Origin of the sequence: Variovorax sp. SRS16 (assembly GCF_901827165.1) — a bacterium.
GTDB lineage: Bacteria > Pseudomonadota > Gammaproteobacteria > Burkholderiales > Burkholderiaceae_C > Variovorax.
On sequence record NZ_LR594666.1, the window covers coordinates 3,099,081 to 3,117,668 of the forward strand.

Here is an 18,588-nt window from a genome sequence, read left to right on the forward strand (position 1 = left end):
ATCTGGTTCCGTTCAGGCGGACAGGTAGCGGCGCACCAGCGGCGCGTCGGCATGCAGCGCGTCGACCTCGGCCGCATCGGCGATCGCGCCGCTCTCGATGAAGAGGCAGCGCCCGGCCATCGCGCGCACCAGGTCGAGGTTCTGTTCGACCAGCAGCACCGCCAGGCCCTGCTCGGCCGCGATGCGCCGGATGGTGGCGCCGATCTCCATCACGATCGAAGGCTGGATGCCTTCGGAGGGCTCGTCGAGCAGCAGCAGCTGCGGCCGGCCGACCAGCGCACGCATGATCGCCAGCTGCTGCTGCTGGCCGCCGGACATGGTGCCGGCGCGCTGGCGCCGCCGCTCGGCCAGCACCGGAAAAGTGGTCCAGGCCCACTCGGGCAAGGTGCGCGACAGGCCGGGCTTGCCGAGCACGCCCATCATCAGGTTCTCCTCGACCGAGAAGTCGGCAAAGATGTCGCGCCCCTGCGGCACGTAGCCGACGCCGAGCTGCGCCACCTGGAAGGCCGCGCGCTTCGTCAGCTCCTGGTCGTTCAATCTCATCGAGCCGCTGAGGTGCGGCAGATGGCCGGTGATGGCGCGCATCAGGGTCGTCTTGCCCATGCCGTTGCGTCCCATCAGCGCGGTCACGCTGCCCCGCTCGAGCGCGAGCGAGATGCCGCGCAGCACCTGGCTGCCCTTGAGGTAGCCGCCGCTGAGCTCAGTGGCCTGGAACATGGCTGGCCGCTCCCAGGTAGGCTTCGCGCACTTCGGGGTCGTTGCTGACCTCGGCATAGCTGCCGCGCCGCAGCACCTTGCCGCGCAGCAGCGCGATGACCTCGCATTCGAGGCCGGCGACGAAATGCATGTCGTGCTCGATCGCGAGGATGGTTCGCTTGTGTTCGGTGGCGATGCGCTTGATCAGCGCCACGGTCTGCTGCGTCTCGCGGATCGTCATGCCCGCGGTCGGCTCATCCAGCAGCAGCACCTGGCTGTCGCCGGCCAGCAGCATGCCGATCTCCAGCCATTGCTTCTCGCCATGCGCGAGTTCTTCCGCGATCAGGTCGGCCCGGTGGCGCAGGCCGATCACCTCGAGCAGTTCCGCGAGGCGCTGCAGATGCGCGCGCGTGCCGAGCCGGCGCCAGGGCGCGACGCGCACCATCAGCGCGGCCTCGAGGTTCTCGGCCACGCTGAGCGTCGGGCAGATGCTCGGCGCCTGGAACTTGCGCAGCACGCCCAGGCGCGCGATGCGCTGCGGCGCCAGGCCGGTGATGTCGCGGCCGTCGAACCAGACCGTGCCGGCCGTCGGCGCGAGGTCGCCGCTGATGACCGCCAGGAGCGTCGACTTGCCGCAGCCGTTGGGCCCGACGATGCAGTAGATCTGCCCGGCCGCCAGCGCGAGGTCGACGCCTTCGAGCGCACGCACGCCGCCGAAGTGCTTCTGCACGCCCCGCACTTCGAGCAGCGTCGTCATGCTCAGGCCTTGGTGCACTGCGAGGGCGCGACCACGCGCCCAACGTCCTGCAGCAGGTCGAGGCTGCCGGCCTTGGCTACCGAGATCACGGTGTTCAGGTCGACATGGCGGTCGCTGGCGCGCAGATAGACGTCGCCGTTGCCGGTCGGGATCGTCTGGTCCAGCATCGCATCGCTGACCTTCTCCTTGTCGGCACTCTTGGCGCGCTGCACGCCGCCGAAGTACAGGCGCATCAGGTTGTAGTGCGCGTAGAGGTTGTTCGACACGATGGTCTGCGGGCCGAAATGGTCGCGCACCTTCTTCACGAAGGCGACCGCCTCGGGCTTCTTCAGCGTCGAGGTGAAGCTGGAGACGGTCACGATGTCGTCGGACTCCTGCGTCGACAGGCCGGCGAGGTAGTTCTCGCTGAAGCCGAAGAACAGCACGCGCAGCTTCTTCTTGAGGCCGGCGCCGGTGAACTGCTTGATCAGCGTCACCGCATCCGCGCCGACGACGCTCACCACCAGCGTGTCGGCGCCCGAGGCCTCGATCTTGCGCAGCGTGCTGGCGTAGTCCTTGATGCCGAAGGGCACGTATTCCTCGCCCAGCACCGTGGCGCCGTTCTTCTGCGCCGAGGCGCGCACCGCCTCGTTCATGCGCTTGGGCCAGATGTAGTCGCTGCCGATCAGGTAGAGCTTCTTGCCGACGTTCTTGCTCGCGTAGCCGATCAGCGGATCGACCCAGGCGGCGGGCAGCGCCGAGAAGCAGGTGATGTAGCGGCTGCAGGTGCCGCCTTCGTAGTCGGTGGCGTAGAGCAGCGGCACCTTGGCGCGCTCGATGGTCGGGCGCACGGCATCGCGCTCGGCGCTGGTGAGCGGGCCGAGGATCGCATCGACGCCGTCGCGGCGGATCAGCTCCTGCGTGCGCTCGACCGCGGTCTTGGGGTCGGTGCGGGTGTCCGAGCGCACGAACTCGACCTTGTGGCCGAGCAGGCCGCCGGCATCGTTGATCTCGTCGATGGCCAGCTTGCCGCCCTGGAAGCCCTGCTCGCCCAGCGCCTCGAGGCCGCCCGAGAAGGGCTGCAGGATGCCGATCTTCACCGGCCCGCCGGCTGCGGCGCGCACCAGGCCGGGCAAGCCCAGCGTGGTCGTCGCCAGGGCCGCCGTGCCGGCGCGAAGAATGATGCGCCGTTGCGGCGAAACGATGCGTGGAGCCGACATGAGAAACCTCCAGGGTGTTCGAGAGCGAAGGGAACGGGGATGGGCAAGGGGAAAGGCGGGCAGCCGCTTCAGGCGAATTCGAAGCGGTTGCGGATCGGCCCCTGGCCGGCATAGGCGCGCGCGACCTCGGCCGAATCGCTGACCCAGCCGAAGCTGGTGGCGATGTCGAACAGCGACGAGGCCTGCTCGCGCGCCGACGGCGCGGCCACGCAGTCCTCGGGCACGAAGACGCGGTAGCCGAGGAAGAAGGCATCGTGCACCGTCGAGCGCACGCAGATGTTGGTGACCACGCCCATCACGACCACGCTGTCGACCTCGAGGTCCTTCAGCGTCATGTCCAGGTCGGTGCCGAAGAAGCCCGAATAGCGCCGCTTGATGACGTAGTGGTCGTCGGGCCGGGCCTTCAGCGCATCGACCACGCGCGAACCCCAGGTGCCTTCGATGCAGTGGCGCGCGCGCTTGAGGAATTCGCGGTCGCGGTGCACGCCGGGACGGTGCGCGTCGGTGATGAACACCACCGGCGCGCCGGCCGCGCGCGCGGCGTCGATCACCGCGAGCTGCGGGCCGATCAGCTTCTCGTAGCCGGGCAGCACCATGGCGCCGCCTTCGACGCAGAAATCGTTCTCCATGTCCACCACCAGCACCGCGGTGCTGCGGGCCTCGATCATGGCCGGCTCCGAGATGCCCTTGGCCGAGAACTCATCCACCGATGCGCTTGCCTGGTTCATGATTCCGATCTCCATCGTGAATGTAGTACTTACTGTATTTCCAGTGACGATTATTCGTCGACATCCTGCCGCGCCGCTAGGTGTTTTTACCGACCCGGGAACGCCGTTGCAGCCCTTGTCGATTTTGTGTAGCATTCACTTCACTTTGATGTAGCAATCGCTACATGAAATGCCAGGACACCAAGGAAAGAACCATGACCCACGTCGTCTCGGACAGCTGCATCCACTGCAAATACACCGACTGCGTCGACGTCTGTCCGGTCGACTGCTTTCACGAAGGTCCCGATTTCCTGATCATCGATCCCGACGAATGCATCGACTGCGCGGTCTGCATTCCGGAGTGCCCGGTCAACGCGATCTACGCTGAAGAAGATCTGCCGGCCGACCAGCAGCACTTCACCGCGCTGAATGCGAAGTTCGTGAAGATCTGGCCCGTGCTCGTGAAGAAGCACGAGCCGCTCCCGGAGGCCGAGGCGTGGAAGGACAAGAAGGACAAGCTCGACACGCTCACCCTTCCGCAGGAAGCCTGACGGTGCGCGTCAGAGCATGCCGGCCGCGTCCAGCGCCACGGCCTCGTCCCATGCGCTGCGGATGAAGCGCGCCGCCGCGACGTTCTGCTCGAACAGGTCGTAGCGAGCGTTCAGTCCGTAGTCGGGCAGGTTGATCATCTCGGTGGTGAGGTACTTCAGCGGGCTGGCCGGGTTGCGCACGTGGTGCCTCAACACCTTGCGGATCGCCTCCTTCGAGGGTTCGAGCAGATAAGCGCTCCACGCGGAGTGCCATTGCCCGGGCGCCGGCTTGACGAAGGGGTACTGGATGCCGCGGCCGAATGCACCCTCTTCGTCCTTCCACCAGAGGTTCAGCGGCTGGTTCGGCGCGGCCGAGCGCAGCTGGGCCCAGACCACGATGTCGCGATCCAGCCAGCGCTCGCACAGCGAATGCCTCTCGAACGGATCGAGCACGAGCGCGCCCGATTCGACCTGCGCGCGCACGCCCGAGCGCTCCAGTTCCTCCGGATTGCCGATCTTGAAATTCACGTGGCTGTAGTCGAGCGTGAAGTTGAAGGGCACGCCGCGCCGCTGCACGGCATCGGCGATCTCTTCGACGCGCAGGAACTCCTCGGTCCACATGTTGACGTGCAGCTCGAAGGCCGGCGCGACACCGAGCTTCATGCCCGCGTCGTAGACATCGAGGTAGTGCGCCACGATCTCTTCATCGCCGAGCCGATGGCCGTCCGCGTGGTGCGTGAAGGTCATGATGTTGTGGCATGCGGCGCCGACCTCCTTGCAGATCGCGAGGTTGTCGCGCAGCAGCGCATCGTCCGCGCCGAGCCGGTAGAACCAGCTGCCGGTGTGCACGGGCAGGTCGAACTCGCGCATGGCGGCGAGGTAGTCGTCGAGGTTGCTGCGCAGCGGCAGGCGGTCGAAGTAATCGAAGACGCCGGATTCGGCGACCAGCCTGAACTGCTCGCGGATCGGAAGTTCCTCCAGCCCCACCGGCCGGTCCAGGCCGGAGCGCTGCGCGCCGCGGCCGTTGCATCCGATCAGGGGCCGTCGGTGTTCGTTGTTCGACATGCGCGTTCCTTTCATCGAGAAGACAACGCGGGCTACGGCACGTGCCGCAGCTTGCGCACCGTCTCGTCCGGGGGTTGCAGCTTCGCGCCGTCGATGTACGTGCCAGCCGGCATCGCGCCCTTGCCGTCCTTGATCGCGGTGCGGCCGACGAAGATGCCCAGGGTCGACTGGTTGTCCTGCGCGCGGAACCTGACCGGCCCGAAAGGCGACATGAAGCCGAGGTCCTTGAACGCGGCAACCAGCTTTTCGGAATCGGTCGAACCCGCCTTCTGAATCCCGGCCGCCAGCGCCTTGACGGTCGCATAGGCCACCACCGAATTCAGGCGCGGATAGTCGTTGTAGCGCTTCTGGTAGGCCTGCAGGAAGCTGCGGTGCTCGGGCGTGTCGATCGCGGTATACGGATAGCCGGTCACGATCCAGTTCGCGGGCGCATCGTCCTTCAGCGGATCGAGGTATTCGGGCTCGCCGGTCAAGAGGCTCACCACTTCCCTGCCCTCGAACAGGCCGCGGGTCTTGCCTTCGCGCGCGAACTTCGTGAGGTCGGTGCCGAACAGCACGTTGAAGATGGCGTCGGGCTTGGCATCGGCAATGGCCTGCACCAGGCTGCCCGCATCGATCTTGCCGAAGGGCGGCGCCTGTTCGGTCACGAACTCGACATCCGGCTGCGCCTTCTTCAGTTCGTCCTTGAAGGCCGCGGCCGCGGCCTGGCCGTATTCGTAGTTGGGGTAGACGAGCGCCCACCGCTTCTTCTTCAGCTTCGCGGCCTCGCCCACCACCGACGCGGCCAGCGCGTAGGTGCCGGCACGCAGACGCCAGGTGTAGCGATTGCCGTTGTCCCAGACCACCTTGTCGCTCAGCGGACCGGAGGCCAGGAAGAAGATCTTGCGCTGCTTCGCGAAGTCGGTGATCGCCAGGCCGACGTGCGACAGCGTGGTGCCCGCGATCAGGTCCACCTTCTCGCGCGCGACCAGTTCTTCCGCGACGCGGACCGCATCGCCCGCATTGGCGTTGTCGTCGCGAAAGACCGTCTCCAGCTTTTTGCCGAGCACGCCGCCCGCGCTGTTGATCTCGTCCTGCGCCAGCAGCCAGCCCTGCCTGTAGGGGCCCATGAGCTGGGGCAGTGCCTTGTAGCTGTTGATCTCGCCGATCTTGATGGTGTCCTGGGCCGCGGCGCATCCGCAACCGAGGACCAGGGCCATCAGGACAGCACAGCGCAGGCGAGAACTGTTCTTCATCGTGGCACCTCGTGGAATGGATTCGTGGATGGAGGGATGGCGCGGCGGCCGTTCAGTCGGCCGCCATCTCCTGGACGATGCGGCGCATCTTGATGGACGAGGAATCGATGCCCAGGCGGATGGTGCGCCGGCCCTGGAGCTTGTCCTCGTTGCGCTGGATGGCTTCGAGGATGCGCTTGTCCTCGTCGAAGGTCATGCGCAGGTCGCTCATGAGGCGTGCATCGATCGCGGGATCGGCCGGCGAGTTCTTCAGGCAGAGCCAATGCTGCGTGCAGCTGCGCTCGTCGATCGGCGTGATGAAGTGGCAGGCGAACATCTGGATGCAGTCGCCCAGATCGCCTTCGGGCGCGCCGGTGCCGGTCTTCGCCGAGCCGAAGTCGATCACCGCGATGCTGGGCGCGTGGTAGTGGTAGTAGTGCCAGCGGTCCACGTTGCCGCCGAAGTCCTTGAGCCCGTTGAAGACCGGGATCAGCGGCCCGTCGATCACCCAGCGCCAGGTCACGACCTTGTTGCCTTCGCGCTTGTCCTGCACGGGCGTCTCGATGCGCCCTTCGCTGGCGAGCGTCGAACGGTGCACGTAGGTGACGTGCGAAGGGTCGCAGAGGTTGTCGGCCAGGCTCAGGTAGCTGGCGTCGACATGCAGCGCATCGCCTTCGACCACGCTGAACTTCGGGTCGTCGTACTGGGGCAGGTGGAACACCGCGCTGCGATCGGCGAGTTCCGGCTTGCCCATCCAGATCCAGACCATGCCCATGCTCTCGGTCGTGGGATAGGCGCGCACCTGGATGCTCGCGGGCACGGTGTCCTGGCCGGGCACGCGCACGCAGCGTCCGCTGCAGTCGAAGGTCAGGCCGTGGTAGCCGCACTCGACGGCGTTGCCTCGCAGCGTGCCCAGCGACAGCGGCGCCAGCCGGTGCGGGCAGGCATCCTCCAGCGCGGCGACGCGGCCATCCTCGCCGCGGAAGACGACGATGTCCTCCTCCAGCACGCGCCGCTTCGTGAGTTCATGGCGCACATCGCGCGCCCAGGCCAGCGGATACCAGGTGTTGTAGACGTATTGCTTCATGGAAGTTCTCTCGAAGGGTGTTGCTGCAGCTGTGCTCATGACCAGTCCTGGGCGAGGGTCACGCGCAGCCCGTCGGGCACGCTCGCCAGCGGGATCTGGCAGGACAGGCGCGAGCTGATGCCCGGCTCGCAGGCGCCCTCGAGCGTGAAGGACTCCTCTTCCGACATCGGCGGCAACGCATCGGTCCAGGCCTCGTCGACGCGCACGTGGCAGGTCGCGCAGACGCAGCAGCCGCCGCATTCGGCACGGATCGACATCCCGGCATCCCGGATGAGGCTCATCAGGGTTCCGTTGCCGTCGGCGCGCAGGCTGCGTTCGACGCCCTGCTGATCGGTCACATGGATGTTCATCGCGATCGTCCGGCTGGCATCTTTGCGGTTTGGTAAGTAAATACTCCATTCATGTGGAGAGAATACTTAACTTCAGCGTCTTGGGTAGCGGGTTTGCACGGATGCGCGGCGTGCCACGCATCCGGCAGCAGCCGGCCACTTCGGACTTCGCGCATGATCGGCCACTGGCTTGAGGAGAACCGATGGCGATCCAGCACATCCCGCCGATCCAGTGTCTGCTGACTTTCGAGGCGCTCGCGCGGCTGCGCCATGCCGGCCGTGCCGCGGACGAGCTGTGCGTCACGCCCAGCGCGGTGAGCCACCGCATCCGGCAGCTCGAATCGCACCTGGGCGTCGAACTCTTCGGCCGCAGCGACTTCACACTGACCGCGGACGGCGCGGCCTATCTCGCCAACGTGCGCACCGGGCTGGCGGCCTTGCGGCAGGTGCCATTGCGCGGCGTGGCACAGGGCGCGACACGGCTGCGCGTGGCGATCACGCCGACCTTCTGCCGGCAGTTCGTGATGCCGCGGCTGGAGTTGTTCCGCAACATGTACCCGGACATCGAGCTGATCCTGCAGGTGTCGATCCCGCTGCTCGACGTCACTGCCGAGAAGGCCGACCTCGAAGTGCGTTTCGGCACCGGCGGCTACACCGACCTCGAGCACCGGTTGATCCTTGCCGAGGACGCGACGCCGGCATGCAGCCCGAGCTACCTGAACGAGTTCGGCCCCTACAACGGCTTCGACAGCGAGGCCGAGATCGCGCAGGCGCGCCTGATCCGCAGTCCGCTGGAACCGTGGAGCAGTTGGTTCTCGAGTTGCGGCATCACCCAGCCCGAGCCCCATCTGGGCGCGCAGTTCAACGACCTGGGCCTGGTCTACGACGCAGCGGCCAGTGGCTTCGGCGTCGCGCTGGTGCGGCTGCAGATGGGCGCGGCCTGGCTGGAAAGCGGACGGCTGGTGCGGCTCTCGCCGCGCGCGGTGCCCTCCCCGCATGGCCACTACATCTGCTGGCAGCCCGGCGCACTCGAACGCTGGGAATGCGCGGCCTTTGCGGACTGGCTGACGCAAGCGCTGGCCTGAACCGCGAAGTTTTCTCAACGGCGGCGCGAAGAATCGTCAACGCGCCGGGCTGCGGTTTTCACTAGAGTTGGACTTCGACTCGCGATCGGGTCCGAGATCACTTTCCGATGGATGCCGAATGAACCCCGTGCCAGCCGATTCCGCCCCCCCGGCCTCCGAGCGCAGCGCGCTGCAAGCCAAGGTCGTGCGCGCCCTGATCTCCGTGCTCCCGCCCCACGCCGTGCTCTCCACCACCGAGGACGTGACCCCCTACGAATGCGACGGCCTGACCGCCTACCGCCAGCGCCCGCTGGCCGTCGCCCTGCCCGAAACCGAGGCCCAGGTGCAGGCCGTGCTCCAGGCCTGCCATGCGATGGCCGTGCCCGTGGTCGCGCGCGGCGCGGGCACCGGTCTGTCCGGCGGCGCCATGCCCCATGCGGGCGGCGTCACGCTCTCGCTGGCCAGGTTCAACCAGATCGTGCACCTCGACCCCGTCGGGCGCACCGCGCGCGTGCAGTGCGGCGTGCGCAACCTCGCCATCAGCGAGGCCGCCGCGCCCTACAACCTCTACTACGCGCCCGATCCTTCCAGCCAGATCGCCTGCACCATCGGCGGCAACGTGGCCGAGAACTCCGGCGGCGTGCATTGCCTGAAATACGGCCTGACCTTGCACAACGTGCTGCGCGTGCGCGGCTTCACCGCCGAGGGCGAGGCGATCGAGTTCGGCAGCGAGGCGCTCGACTGCGCCGGGCTCGATCTGCTGGCGCTGGTGATCGGCAGCGAAGGCATGCTGGCCGTGACCACCGAGGTCACGGTGCGGCTGATCCCGAAGCCGCGCCTGGCGCGCTGCATCATGGCCAGCTTCGACGACGTGCGAAAGGCCGGCGACGCGGTGGCCGCGGTGATTGCCGCGGGCATCATCCCCGCGGGCCTGGAGATGATGGACAAGCCCATGACCGCGGCGGTGGAAGACTTCGTGCACGCGGGCTACGACCTCGATGCCCAAGCGATCCTGCTGTGCGAATCCGATGGCACGCCCGAGGAGGTGGAGGAAGAGATCGCACGCATGACGGCGGTGCTGCGCGAGTGCGGCGCGACGGCCATCGCCTGCAGCGAGAACGAGGCCGAGCGGCTGCGCTTCTGGAGCGGGCGCAAGAACGCGTTCCCGGCCTCGGGACGCATCAGCCCCGATTACATGTGCCTGGATTCGACCATTCCGCGCAAGCGGCTGGCCGATATCCTGCTGGCGATCCAGCAGATGGAGAAGAAGTACGGCTTGCGCTGCTGCAACGTGTTCCACGCGGGCGACGGCAACCTGCATCCGCTGGTGCTGTTCGATGCCAACGATGCGGACGAGCTGCACCGCTGCGAGCTGTTCGGCGCCGACATTCTGGAGACCAGCGTGGCGATGGGCGGCACGGTGTCGGGCGAGCACGGGGTGGGGGTGGAGAAGCTCAACAGCATGTGCGTGCAGTTCACGGCCGAGGAGAACGCGCAGATGGCAGGGGTCAAGCGCGCCTTCGATGCGACGGGGCTGCTCAATCCGGGCAAGGTGATCCCGACGCTGCAGCGCTGCGCGGAGTATGGCAAGCAGGTGGTGCGCGGCGGGCAGGCGCAGCGCTTCGCGGAGTTGCCGCGGTTCTGAATCCACGAGTTCGATGATGGACCCTGCCCTCGCCCCGCTCACCGATCGCATCCGCGCCGCCGCCGCCGATGGACATCGGCTTCGCATCCGCGGCGCCGGCACCAAGGACTTCTACGGCGAATCCCCGCAAGGCGAGCTCCTTGCCACCGGCGCCCTCACCGGCATCACCAGCTACGAGCCCAGCGAACTCGTCGTCACCGCGCGCGCCGGCACGCCCCTGGCCGAACTCGAAGCCGCCCTCGCTGCCTGTGGCCAGTGCCTGCCCTTCGAGCCCCCGCGCTTCGGCCCTCGGGCACCGGCACCGTCGGCGGCATGATCGCCGCCGGCCTCTGCGGCCCCGCGCGCGCCAGCGCGGGCGCCGTGCGCGACTACGTGCTGGGCGCCACCCTCGTCAACGGCCGCGGCGAAGTGCTCGCCTTCGGCGGCCAGGTCATGAAGAACGTCGCCGGCTACGACATCTCGCGCCTGCTCGCCGGCTCCCTGGGCACGCTCGGCCTCATCGCCGAAGTCAGCCTCAAGGTCCTGCCCATCGCCCCCGCCGAGGCCACCCTGCGCTTCGAATGCACCCAGTCCGATGCCCTGCGCCTGCTCAACGGCTGGGGCGCCCAGCCGCTGCCCCTCAACGCCAGCCGCTGGAGCGAACAGGACGCCACCGGCAGCCTCTGGCTGCGCCTGCGCGGCGCCGTGGCCGCGGTCGATGCCGCCTGCAGGCACCTGGGCGGCGAGCGTCAGCCCGATGCACAGGCCCAGGCCGACTGGCAGGCCGCACGCGACCAGCGCCTGCCCTGGTTCGGCATCCCCGGCGCGCACAGCCTCTGGCGCCTCTCGGTGCCCCAGACCGCGCCCGCCATCGACTTCGAGACTGCGCCCCTCCTCGAATGGCACGGCGCCCAGCGCTGGTACCTCGCCTCGGCCAACCAGGGCGCGCGCCTGCGCGCCGCCGCGCGCACCGCCGGCGGCCATGCCACCCTGTTTCGCATCGCCGACGACGCCAGCCAGGCCGCGCGCTCCGTGCCGCGCTTCGACGCGCTCAGCGCCCCCCTCGCGCGCATCCACCGCGCGCTCCTGCGCGAGTTCGACCCGCACGCCGTCTTCGACCACGCACGGCTGCTCGGCGCCGACTGATCCACCCGTCCTCCTTCATGCAAACCGAACTCGCGCCCGAATACAAGAACACGCCCGAAGGCCTGCAAGCCGAAGCCATCCTGCGCAAATGCGTGCACTGCGGCTTCTGCACCGCCACCTGTCCCACCTACCAGCTGCTGGGCGACGAGCTCGACGGCCCGCGCGGGCGCATCTACCTGATCAAGCAGGTGCTCGAAGGCCACGCGCCCACGCGCAGCACCCAGCTGCACCTGGACCGGTGCCTGACCTGCCGCAACTGCGAGACCACCTGCCCGAGTGGCGTGCAATACGGCCACCTGGTCGACATCGGGCGCAAGATCGTCGACGACAAGGTCCCGCGCCCGGCCCTCGAATCGGCCACCCGCTGGCTGCTCAAGGAAGGCCTGACTTCGCCGCTCTTCGGCCCCGCGATGAAGCTGGGCCAGTCCGTGCGCGGCCTGCTGCCCGACGCCCTGAAGGCCAAGGTGCCCGCGCCGCAGCCCTCGGGCCACTGGCCCGCGCGCATCCATGCGCGCAGGATGCTGCTCTTGGCCGGCTGCGTGCAGCCCTCGATGGCCCCCAACATCAACAAGGCCACCGCGCGCGTGCTCGACGCGGCCGGCATCCAGAGCGTGATCGCGCCCAAGGCCGCCTGCTGCGGTGCGGTGAAGTTCCACCTCGACGACCACGAAGGCGCCCGCATGCAGATGCGCGCCAACATCGACGCCTGGTGGCCGCACATCGAGGGGGACGGCGGCCACGCGGTGGAGGCGATCGTGATGAACGCCTCGGGCTGCGGCGTGACCGTGCGCGAGTACGGCCACCTGCTCAAGGACGATGCGGCCTATGCGGCCAAGGCACAGCGTGTCAGTGCGCTCACCAAGGACCTGAGCGAGCTGCTGCCCGAGCTGGCCGCGGCGCTGAAAGACCGGGTGAAGGCGCCCCCGGGCGTGATCGCCTACCACCCGCCGTGCACGCTGCAGCACGGCCAGCAGCTGCGCGGCGGGGTGGAGGCGAGCCTGCGCGCGCTGGGCTTCGACGTGCAGCTGGCCCGCAACGAGTCGCACCTGTGCTGCGGCTCGGCGGGCACGTACTCGGTGCTGCAGCCGGCGCTGGCCTATGCCCTGCGCGACCGCAAGCTGGGGCACCTGGCCCAGCTGCAGCCCACCACCATCGTGTCGGCCAACATCGGCTGCATCACGCACCTGCAAAGCGCAGGCCACACGCCCGTGCGCCATTGGGTGGAGTTGCTGGACGAGGCCATGGCGGCACCGGCACACCAGAACGCCGGCGCGCTCCGCTGAGCGGCTAGTCCTCGAAGCGGATGCCGCGTTCCCTGGCGATGGACTGGTAGCGTTGCCGCTCGTCCGCGAGAAAGGCCGTGAACTCGCTGCCATGCAGGCCCGAGGGCTCGACGCCGGCACCGAGAAGACGCTGGCGGGTCGCGGGTTCCTGCACGATCTTCGCGATCTGCGCGCCGATCTGGTCCACCACGGCCTGCGGCGTCTTCGCCGGCGCGAACACGCCCATCCAGTTCGAGAACCGGTAGCCCTTCATGCCCGGCATCTCGGACACCGAAGGCACGTCGGGCATGGCAGAGGACCGCTTCTGCGTCGTCACCGCCAGCACCTTCAGTTTTCCCGAGGCCACGTGCGGCATGACCGGCGGCATGCCGACGATGATCATCGGCACCTGGTTGCCGAGCACGTCGTTGACCGCCGGCGCCGCACCGCGGTAGGGAATGTGCACGCTGGCCATGCCGCCCAGCTTGTTGAGCGACTCGCCGGCGAAATGCATCGAGCTGCCGGTGCCCGGCGTGCCGTAGCTCAGCGTTCCGGGATGGCCTTTCGCATACGCGATCAGCTCCGGCAGATTCTTCGCCGGTACCAGGGGATTGACGGCCAGCACGAGCGGCGTCTCGCCCGCCAGCGCGATCGGCGCGAGATCCGCGACCGGATCGTAGGGCGTCTTCTGCCCGGCCGCAGGCCCGACGATCACTTCCGCCGGCGATGCCAGCAGCAGTGTGTAGCCGTCCGGCCTGGACTTGGCCACCGTGTCGGCACCCAGCGCGCCGCTGGCGCCCGGACGGTTTTCCACCACCACGGGCTGCTTGAGCGCTTCCCCGAGGCGCTGGGCCAGCGTGCGGGCGACGAAGTCGAGGCCGCCTCCTGCCGGGTAGGCGACGATCAGCCGCAAGGGCTTGTTCGGGAACGGGTCGGCGGCACTGGCCTGTTGCGTCAGCGCGAGCGCCATCAGCACGACAGGAAGACGAAGGAGCAGCATGGTTTTCATCGGAGGGTGTTCTCGTGGAGGCGGCGGCTTCTTCAATCGAAGCCGATCACGGCACCGGGTGCCGGCGTGAAGCCGAGGTCGCCGCGGGCGATCACGGCCTCGCGGCCGCCATGGTCCTCGAGCTGTACGGCCTGCCGCGCCTTGGCCTGGCGATCCACCGCGTCCGGATCGCACATCGCGTACAGCCGCTGGCGGCATTCGCCGAGCGCGGCCTCGTGCTCAGGCCTGGCCGCCAGATCCGTGAGTTCCTCGGGGTCCGCATCGAGGTCGAACAATTGCGCCGGATAGCCGATGTAGTGGATGTACTTGTAGCGGCCGTGGCGGATCATGAAGGCGCCGGTGGTCGACCCCATGCCGTGGTACTCGACCATCACGTTGCGGTCCGGCTGCGCGCCCTTCGCCAGCTCGAACAGCGAGGTGCCCGGAAAGCCTTCGCGCGCCTGCGCTTGCTGCTCGCCCACCGCATCGAGGATGAAGGGATACACGTCGACGTGGCTGACCGGCGTGTCGATCACCTTGCCGGCCGGGATGTCGCTGCCGGCGATGATCAGCGGCACGCCCGCGGTCTCCTCGAACATCGTCGACTTGCCCCACAGGCCGCGCGTGCCCATGTTGTCGCCGTGGTCCGCGGTGTAGACGATGCGGGTGCTGTCGCCCAACCCCGCATCGTCGAGCGCGGCCAGCACCTTGCCGACGTTCTCGTCGAGGAAGGAGCACAGGCCGTAGTAGCCGGCGATGGCTTTCTTCACTGTCGCCCGGTCGAAGTAGTCGTCGTAGTTGAAGCTGCTGGCGTAGTCGACGAGGTAGGGATGCGTGGGCCGCTCCGGCTTCTCGTACAGCTTGGGCATCGGCAGGTCCTGGTTGTAGTAGCGGTAGTAGTGCTCGGGCGGTGCCGTCAGCGGGAAGTGCGGGCAGACGAAGGAGACGAACAGCACCCACGGCCGGTCGCTCTTGCGCTGCGCCGCTTCGCGCAGCCAGATCTGCGCGCGCGAGGCGATCTCGCGGTCGTAGAAGGTGTACTGGCTTTCGCCGGGGCCGGCGAAGCCCGCCATCTTGTAGGCACCCTTGCGTACCGGCAACTCGCTGCGCACCAGGCCCATCAGGTCGCCCTTGCCTTCGACGATGTGCATCGGGATGATCTCCTGGCTGAAGCCGTGGTCCTCGTCCGGCAGGCGGAAGTGCAGCTTGCCGATCGAGACCACGTCGTGCTTGCCTTCGCGCAGCACGTGGTGCCAGCTTGGCACGCGACCGTCGTAGGCGTCGGCGTTGTCCCAGTAGCCGATCTGGTGGATGTACTTGCCGGTCGCGAACGATGCCCGCGCGGGAATGCATACCGGGCTCGTGCAGTAGGCATGCGAGAAGCGCGTGCCGCGCGCGGCCAGCGCATCGAGGTGGGGCGTCTGGACGATGCCGTGGCCGTAGCAGCCCAGGGCTTTGGGCGAATGCTCGTCCGACATGATGATGACGAGGTTCTGGGGCTGTGTTTTCATTTCTGGACTCCTGTGTGTGCGATGGCGTGCGCCGGGAAGATCAGGCGCGCTGCGATGCGGGTGTGTGCTCCGGCAGCACGAGCACGCGCTGGTTCGGAGCGATGAAGAATTGCTGGTAGTACACGCACAGGTCCCGGCCCGCGCGCGCGACGGCCTGCATGTACAGCCCCGTGGTGTCGTGCGCGACGGCGATCCGTTCGCAGGACTCGGCATCGAAGGGCGCGATGCTCACCAGGTGCGTGATGTCGGTGATCGGCAGCTGGCACTGCCTGGCGATCATCTTCTTGAAGTTCGCGCCGTGCAGCTTGTCCATCGGCGTTTCCCACAGACGGTTGAGCAGGGTCCGATCGGCAAAGAAGCGGCTGAAGATCTTGAACTCGCCGTTGATGTCGATGATGCGGTCCAGGCGCATCACGTCCTGGCGGCCGAGGTAGGGTGTCCATGGTCCGTCGCCGCGGATGGTGGCGCGCTGCACCGCCTGCGAGAAGATCGGCAGCACCGTCACACCGTCATCGCCGAGGAAGCGGCAGTGCCACGGATCCTGAAGCTGGCGCGGCTTCTCGGCCACGAAGCTGCCGAGGCCATGCTGCCGGATCACCAGGCCCTGGTCGGCCAGATCGCGCAAGGCGCGCTGCACCGTGCCGAGGCTGAAAGGCGTCATCTGCGCCAGCTCTTCCTCGGCCGGCAGGCGGTCGCCCGGCCGCCAGAGGCCGCGCCGGATCGCGTCGAGCAGCGTGTTCGCGAGCCGCTGGTATTTGGGCAGTCCGGTGCGGTCGGGCTGCTTGAGGATATCGAACAACTCGAGACGCTGTGCATTGGCATTCATTGCAGTTCCCTTCTGTCTTCCTTCATCATGTCGGCCGCCTTCTCGCCGATGACCATGGCGCCCGCATTCGTGTTGCCCGACAGCAGCAGCGGCATGATCGACGCGTCCACCACGCGCAGGCCGCTCACGCCGCGCACGCGCAGCCGCGTGTCGACCACCGAAGCCGTGTCCTCGCCCATGCGGCAGGTGCCGACCGGATGGAAGATGGTGGTCGCGTAGTCGCGGATGAAGGCCAGCGTCTCCGCGTCCGAACCCACGCCGGGCCCGGGCCGGTATTCCTCGGCGACGTACGGTGCCATCGAGCGCGATGCGGCAATGCTGCGGGCCAGCCGGAAGCCGGCCAGCATGGTGTTCTCGTCTTCCTGGGTGGCCAGGTAGTTGAAGAGCGCCGCCGGCGCGACGCGCGCGTCGGACGATACGGCCTTGACTTCGCCGCGGCTCGTCGGGCGCAGGTTGCACACCGACACCGTGAAGCCCGAGAAATCATGCGGTTTGCCTGCGGTCATGTCGGCGCTGATGGTGCCGAAGTGGAACTGCACATCGGGCGTCTTCGCCTGTGGGCCGGTGCGCGCGAACATGCCGCCGAGCTGGATGCCCGCCGCCACCGGGCCTTCCTTGCGGAAGATCCAGCGCATGCCGATGCGCGCCTGTCCCCAGAGCGTGCGCAGCTGGTCGTTGGTGGTGATCGGCTTGGTGCACTTGTAGATGAGGCGCGACTGCAGATGATCCTGCAGGTTCTTGCCGACCTGCGGCGCGTCGTGAAGCGGCCGGATGCCCAGCGTGCGCAGGTAGTCGGCATCGCCGATGCCCGAAACCTGCAGCAGCTGGGGCGACTGGAAGGCGCCCGCGCTCACGACGACTTCGCAGTTCGCCCGTGCCTCCTGCGGCTGGCCATTGCGCATATAGCGCACGCCCACGGCCCGCTTGCCCTCGAAGATCACGCCGGTGGCGTGCGCATCGGTCTCGACGACCAGGTTGCCGCGCGCGCGCGGTGCGGGCAGATAGGCCTTGGCCGCCGAGCAGCGCAGGCCGTTGCGGGTGGTGAGCTGGAAGTAGCCCGCACCCTCCTGGCGCGCGCCGTTGAAGTCGTCGGTGCGCGGAATGCCGAGCTCGCCGGCACCGCCGATGAAGGCTTCGACCAGCTCGTTGCGGCCGCGGATGTCGGACACGGTCAGCGGTCCCTTGCCGCCGTGATATTCGCTCTCGCCGCGCTCGTTCGATTCCGAGCGCTTGAAGTACGGAAGGATGTCGGACCAGCCCCAGCCGTTGTTGCCCAGTGCTTCCCAGGCGTCGAAGTCCTCGGCCTGGCCGCGGATATAGACCAGCCCGTTGATCGAGCTCGAGCCGCCGAGCGTGCGGCCGCGCGGCTGGTAGATCTTGCGGCCGTTCAGGTAGGGCTCGGGCTCGGAATAGAACCGCCAGTTGTTCTTCGGATCGAACATGGTCTTGCCATAGCCGATCGGAATATGGATCCAGATGTTGCGATCGGTGGGCCCTGCTTCCAGCAGCAGCACGCTGGTGCGGCCATCTTCGGCCAGGCGGCCCGCGACGGCGCAGCCGGCCGATCCGGCGCCGACGACGATGTAATCAAACTGACGCATGACGATTTCCGTTCTTTCTAGAGGTCCAGGACCAGCGGTCCCTGCGCGACCCGCGCGCAGCAGATGAGGACGAACTCGCGCCGCTCCTCATCGCTCAGCACATAGTCGTTGTGTTCCGGCGTGCCGCCGACATAGCGCACGCGGCAGGTGCCGCACATGCCGGCCTCGCACGAAGACTCGCATTCGATGCCGGCATCGCGCACCGCCTGCAGGATCGACTGCGAGGGATCGACGCGCAGGGTCCGGTTCGAGCGCTCCAGCACCACCTCGGCACCCTCGGGCCCGCCGGTGGTCGTCGCCGCGGCGGAGGGACTCGGGTCGGCACCGAAATATTCGAAGTGCACCGTGCCCTGCGGCCAGTGCTCGGCGGCCGCGCGCACCGCCGACATGAAGCCGCCGGGCCCGCAGAAGTAGAGATGCGTTCCCGCGCCCGGACTGGCCAGCACGCTGGCGATGTCCAGGCCTCGGCGAGGGTCGCCGCCGTCGTGGTGCAGCCGCGCCCTGCCCGCCTCGATCTCGCTCGCGAAGCGGCGCGTGAAGGCGGTGCGCTCCGGGGTCTGCGCGCAGTAGTGCAGCTCGAAGCTCTGGCCGGCACGGCGCATCTGCGCGACCATGGCCATGATCGGCGTGATGCCGATGCCGCCTGCCAGCAGGATGGCGTGGCGCGCGTCCGGTGCGACCGGAAAGAAGTTGTGCGGCTCCGACACCTCGATCAGGTCGCCCGCATGCACGCGCTCGTGCATCGCGCGCGACCCGCCGCGGCCGTGCGGCACGTCGAGCACCGCGATGCGGTAGTGATCGCGCTCCCACGGGGGATCGCACAGCGAGTAGCGGCGCGTCAATCCGCCCGGCACGTGGACATCGATGTGCGCGCCCGCGTCGAATGCCGGCAGTTCTGCGCCACGGGGGTCCACGAGTTCGAAGGACAGGATGCCTTCGGCCTCGTAGGTGATGGAACGAACGCGCAGTGTCAGCATGTCGG

General features: G+C 68.0%; 17 protein-coding genes and 1 pseudogene. 5 read left to right on the top strand and 13 right to left on the bottom strand.

What is annotated here, in order from left to right:
- Positions 1-12: 12 nt before the first annotated feature.
- The 4 genes from E5P2_RS15020 to E5P2_RS15035 all read right to left on the bottom strand — a co-directional run bounded on the left by E5P2_RS15020 (position 13) and on the right by E5P2_RS15035 (position 3,380).
- On the bottom strand, positions 13-717 hold the full coding sequence (locus E5P2_RS15020) for an ABC transporter ATP-binding protein (RefSeq protein ID WP_162567934.1): 705 nt from the start codon (positions 715-717) through the stop codon (positions 13-15).
- The gene (locus E5P2_RS15025) at positions 701-1,453 is read right to left on the bottom strand and encodes an ATP-binding cassette domain-containing protein (RefSeq protein ID WP_162567935.1); all 753 of its coding nucleotides are present in this window, start codon (positions 1,451-1,453) and stop codon (positions 701-703) included. Before E5P2_RS15025 ends, E5P2_RS15020 begins: the two co-directional genes overlap by 17 nt.
- Positions 1,454-1,455: 2 nt before the next feature.
- Positions 1,456-2,652: a substrate-binding protein gene (locus E5P2_RS15030; protein ID WP_162567936.1), complete on the bottom strand. Its 1,197-nt coding sequence runs from the start codon at positions 2,650-2,652 to the stop codon at positions 1,456-1,458.
- A gap of 68 nt (positions 2,653-2,720) precedes the next feature.
- Positions 2,721-3,380, bottom strand: coding sequence for a cysteine hydrolase family protein (locus E5P2_RS15035; RefSeq protein ID WP_232080710.1), 660 nt, complete (start codon positions 3,378-3,380; stop codon positions 2,721-2,723).
- A gap of 194 nt (positions 3,381-3,574) precedes the next feature.
- On the opposite strand from E5P2_RS15035, the gene fdxA reads away from it, so the two are divergent.
- Complete coding sequence (gene fdxA, locus E5P2_RS15040) at positions 3,575-3,910, top strand: ferredoxin FdxA (protein ID WP_162567937.1); 336 nt, start codon at positions 3,575-3,577, stop codon at positions 3,908-3,910.
- A 9-nt stretch (positions 3,911-3,919) separates the two neighbouring features.
- Here fdxA and E5P2_RS15045 read toward each other — a convergent pair whose 3' ends face one another.
- The 4 genes from E5P2_RS15045 to E5P2_RS15060 are packed head-to-tail and all read right to left on the bottom strand — an operon-like array spanning position 3,920 to position 7,605.
- Entirely contained in the window at positions 3,920-4,954 is a 1,035-nt protein-coding gene (locus tag E5P2_RS15045) for a xylose isomerase (RefSeq protein ID WP_162567938.1), read from the bottom strand.
- A 32-nt stretch (positions 4,955-4,986) separates the two neighbouring features.
- A complete protein-coding gene (locus E5P2_RS15050; RefSeq protein ID WP_162567939.1) occupies positions 4,987-6,189 on the bottom strand; it encodes an ABC transporter substrate-binding protein in 1,203 nt (400 codons plus the stop codon).
- A 52-nt stretch (positions 6,190-6,241) separates the two neighbouring features.
- Positions 6,242-7,294, bottom strand: a complete 1,053-nt coding sequence (locus tag E5P2_RS15055) for an aromatic ring-hydroxylating dioxygenase subunit alpha (RefSeq protein WP_232080711.1) — start codon at positions 7,292-7,294, stop codon at positions 6,242-6,244.
- A complete protein-coding gene (locus E5P2_RS15060) occupies positions 7,291-7,605 on the bottom strand; it encodes a 2Fe-2S iron-sulfur cluster-binding protein (protein ID WP_162567941.1) in 315 nt (104 codons plus the stop codon). Before E5P2_RS15060 ends, E5P2_RS15055 begins: the two co-directional genes overlap by 4 nt.
- A 182-nt stretch (positions 7,606-7,787) precedes the next feature.
- Here E5P2_RS15060 and E5P2_RS15065 point away from each other — a divergent pair, with 182 nt between their 5' ends.
- The 4 genes and pseudogenes from E5P2_RS15065 to glcF all read left to right on the top strand — a co-directional run bounded on the left by E5P2_RS15065 (position 7,788) and on the right by glcF (position 12,701).
- Positions 7,788-8,669 (top strand): LysR substrate-binding domain-containing protein, encoded by an 882-nt coding sequence (locus tag E5P2_RS15065; RefSeq protein WP_162567942.1) that lies wholly within the window; start codon positions 7,788-7,790, stop codon positions 8,667-8,669.
- Positions 8,670-8,787: 118 nt separating this feature from the next.
- The gene (locus E5P2_RS15070; protein ID WP_162567943.1) at positions 8,788-10,293 is read left to right on the top strand and encodes an FAD-linked oxidase C-terminal domain-containing protein; all 1,506 of its coding nucleotides are present in this window, start codon (positions 8,788-8,790) and stop codon (positions 10,291-10,293) included.
- Between the two features lie 16 nt (positions 10,294-10,309).
- Positions 10,310-11,418: pseudogene (glcE, locus tag E5P2_RS15075) on the top strand (glycolate oxidase subunit GlcE).
- Positions 11,419-11,435: 17 nt separating this feature from the next.
- Positions 11,436-12,701 carry a glycolate oxidase subunit GlcF gene (glcF, locus tag E5P2_RS15080; RefSeq protein ID WP_162567944.1) on the top strand — a complete coding sequence of 422 codons (1,266 nt, stop codon included), beginning with the start codon at positions 11,436-11,438 and terminating at the stop codon, positions 12,699-12,701.
- 4 nt (positions 12,702-12,705) lie between these two features.
- On the opposite strand, the gene E5P2_RS15085 is transcribed toward glcF, so the two are convergent.
- The 5 genes from E5P2_RS15085 to E5P2_RS15105 are packed head-to-tail and all read right to left on the bottom strand — an operon-like array spanning position 12,706 to position 18,583.
- Positions 12,706-13,689, bottom strand: coding sequence for a Bug family tripartite tricarboxylate transporter substrate binding protein (locus tag E5P2_RS15085; protein WP_162567945.1), 984 nt, complete (start codon positions 13,687-13,689; stop codon positions 12,706-12,708).
- Positions 13,690-13,721: 32 nt separating this feature from the next.
- Positions 13,722-15,179, bottom strand: coding sequence for a sulfatase-like hydrolase/transferase (locus E5P2_RS15090; protein ID WP_162567946.1), 1,458 nt, complete (start codon positions 15,177-15,179; stop codon positions 13,722-13,724).
- 40 nt (positions 15,180-15,219) lie between these two features.
- Positions 15,220-16,005 (bottom strand): GntR family transcriptional regulator, encoded by a 786-nt coding sequence (locus tag E5P2_RS15095; protein WP_162567947.1) that lies wholly within the window; start codon positions 16,003-16,005, stop codon positions 15,220-15,222.
- Positions 16,002-17,606: a GMC family oxidoreductase gene (locus E5P2_RS15100; protein ID WP_162567948.1), complete on the bottom strand. Its 1,605-nt coding sequence runs from the start codon at positions 17,604-17,606 to the stop codon at positions 16,002-16,004. The genes E5P2_RS15095 and E5P2_RS15100 overlap by 4 nt, the downstream gene beginning before the upstream one ends.
- A 17-nt stretch (positions 17,607-17,623) precedes the next feature.
- Positions 17,624-18,583, bottom strand: a complete 960-nt coding sequence (locus tag E5P2_RS15105; RefSeq protein WP_162567949.1) for a PDR/VanB family oxidoreductase — start codon at positions 18,581-18,583, stop codon at positions 17,624-17,626.
- Between the last annotated feature and the right edge of the window lie 5 nt (positions 18,584-18,588).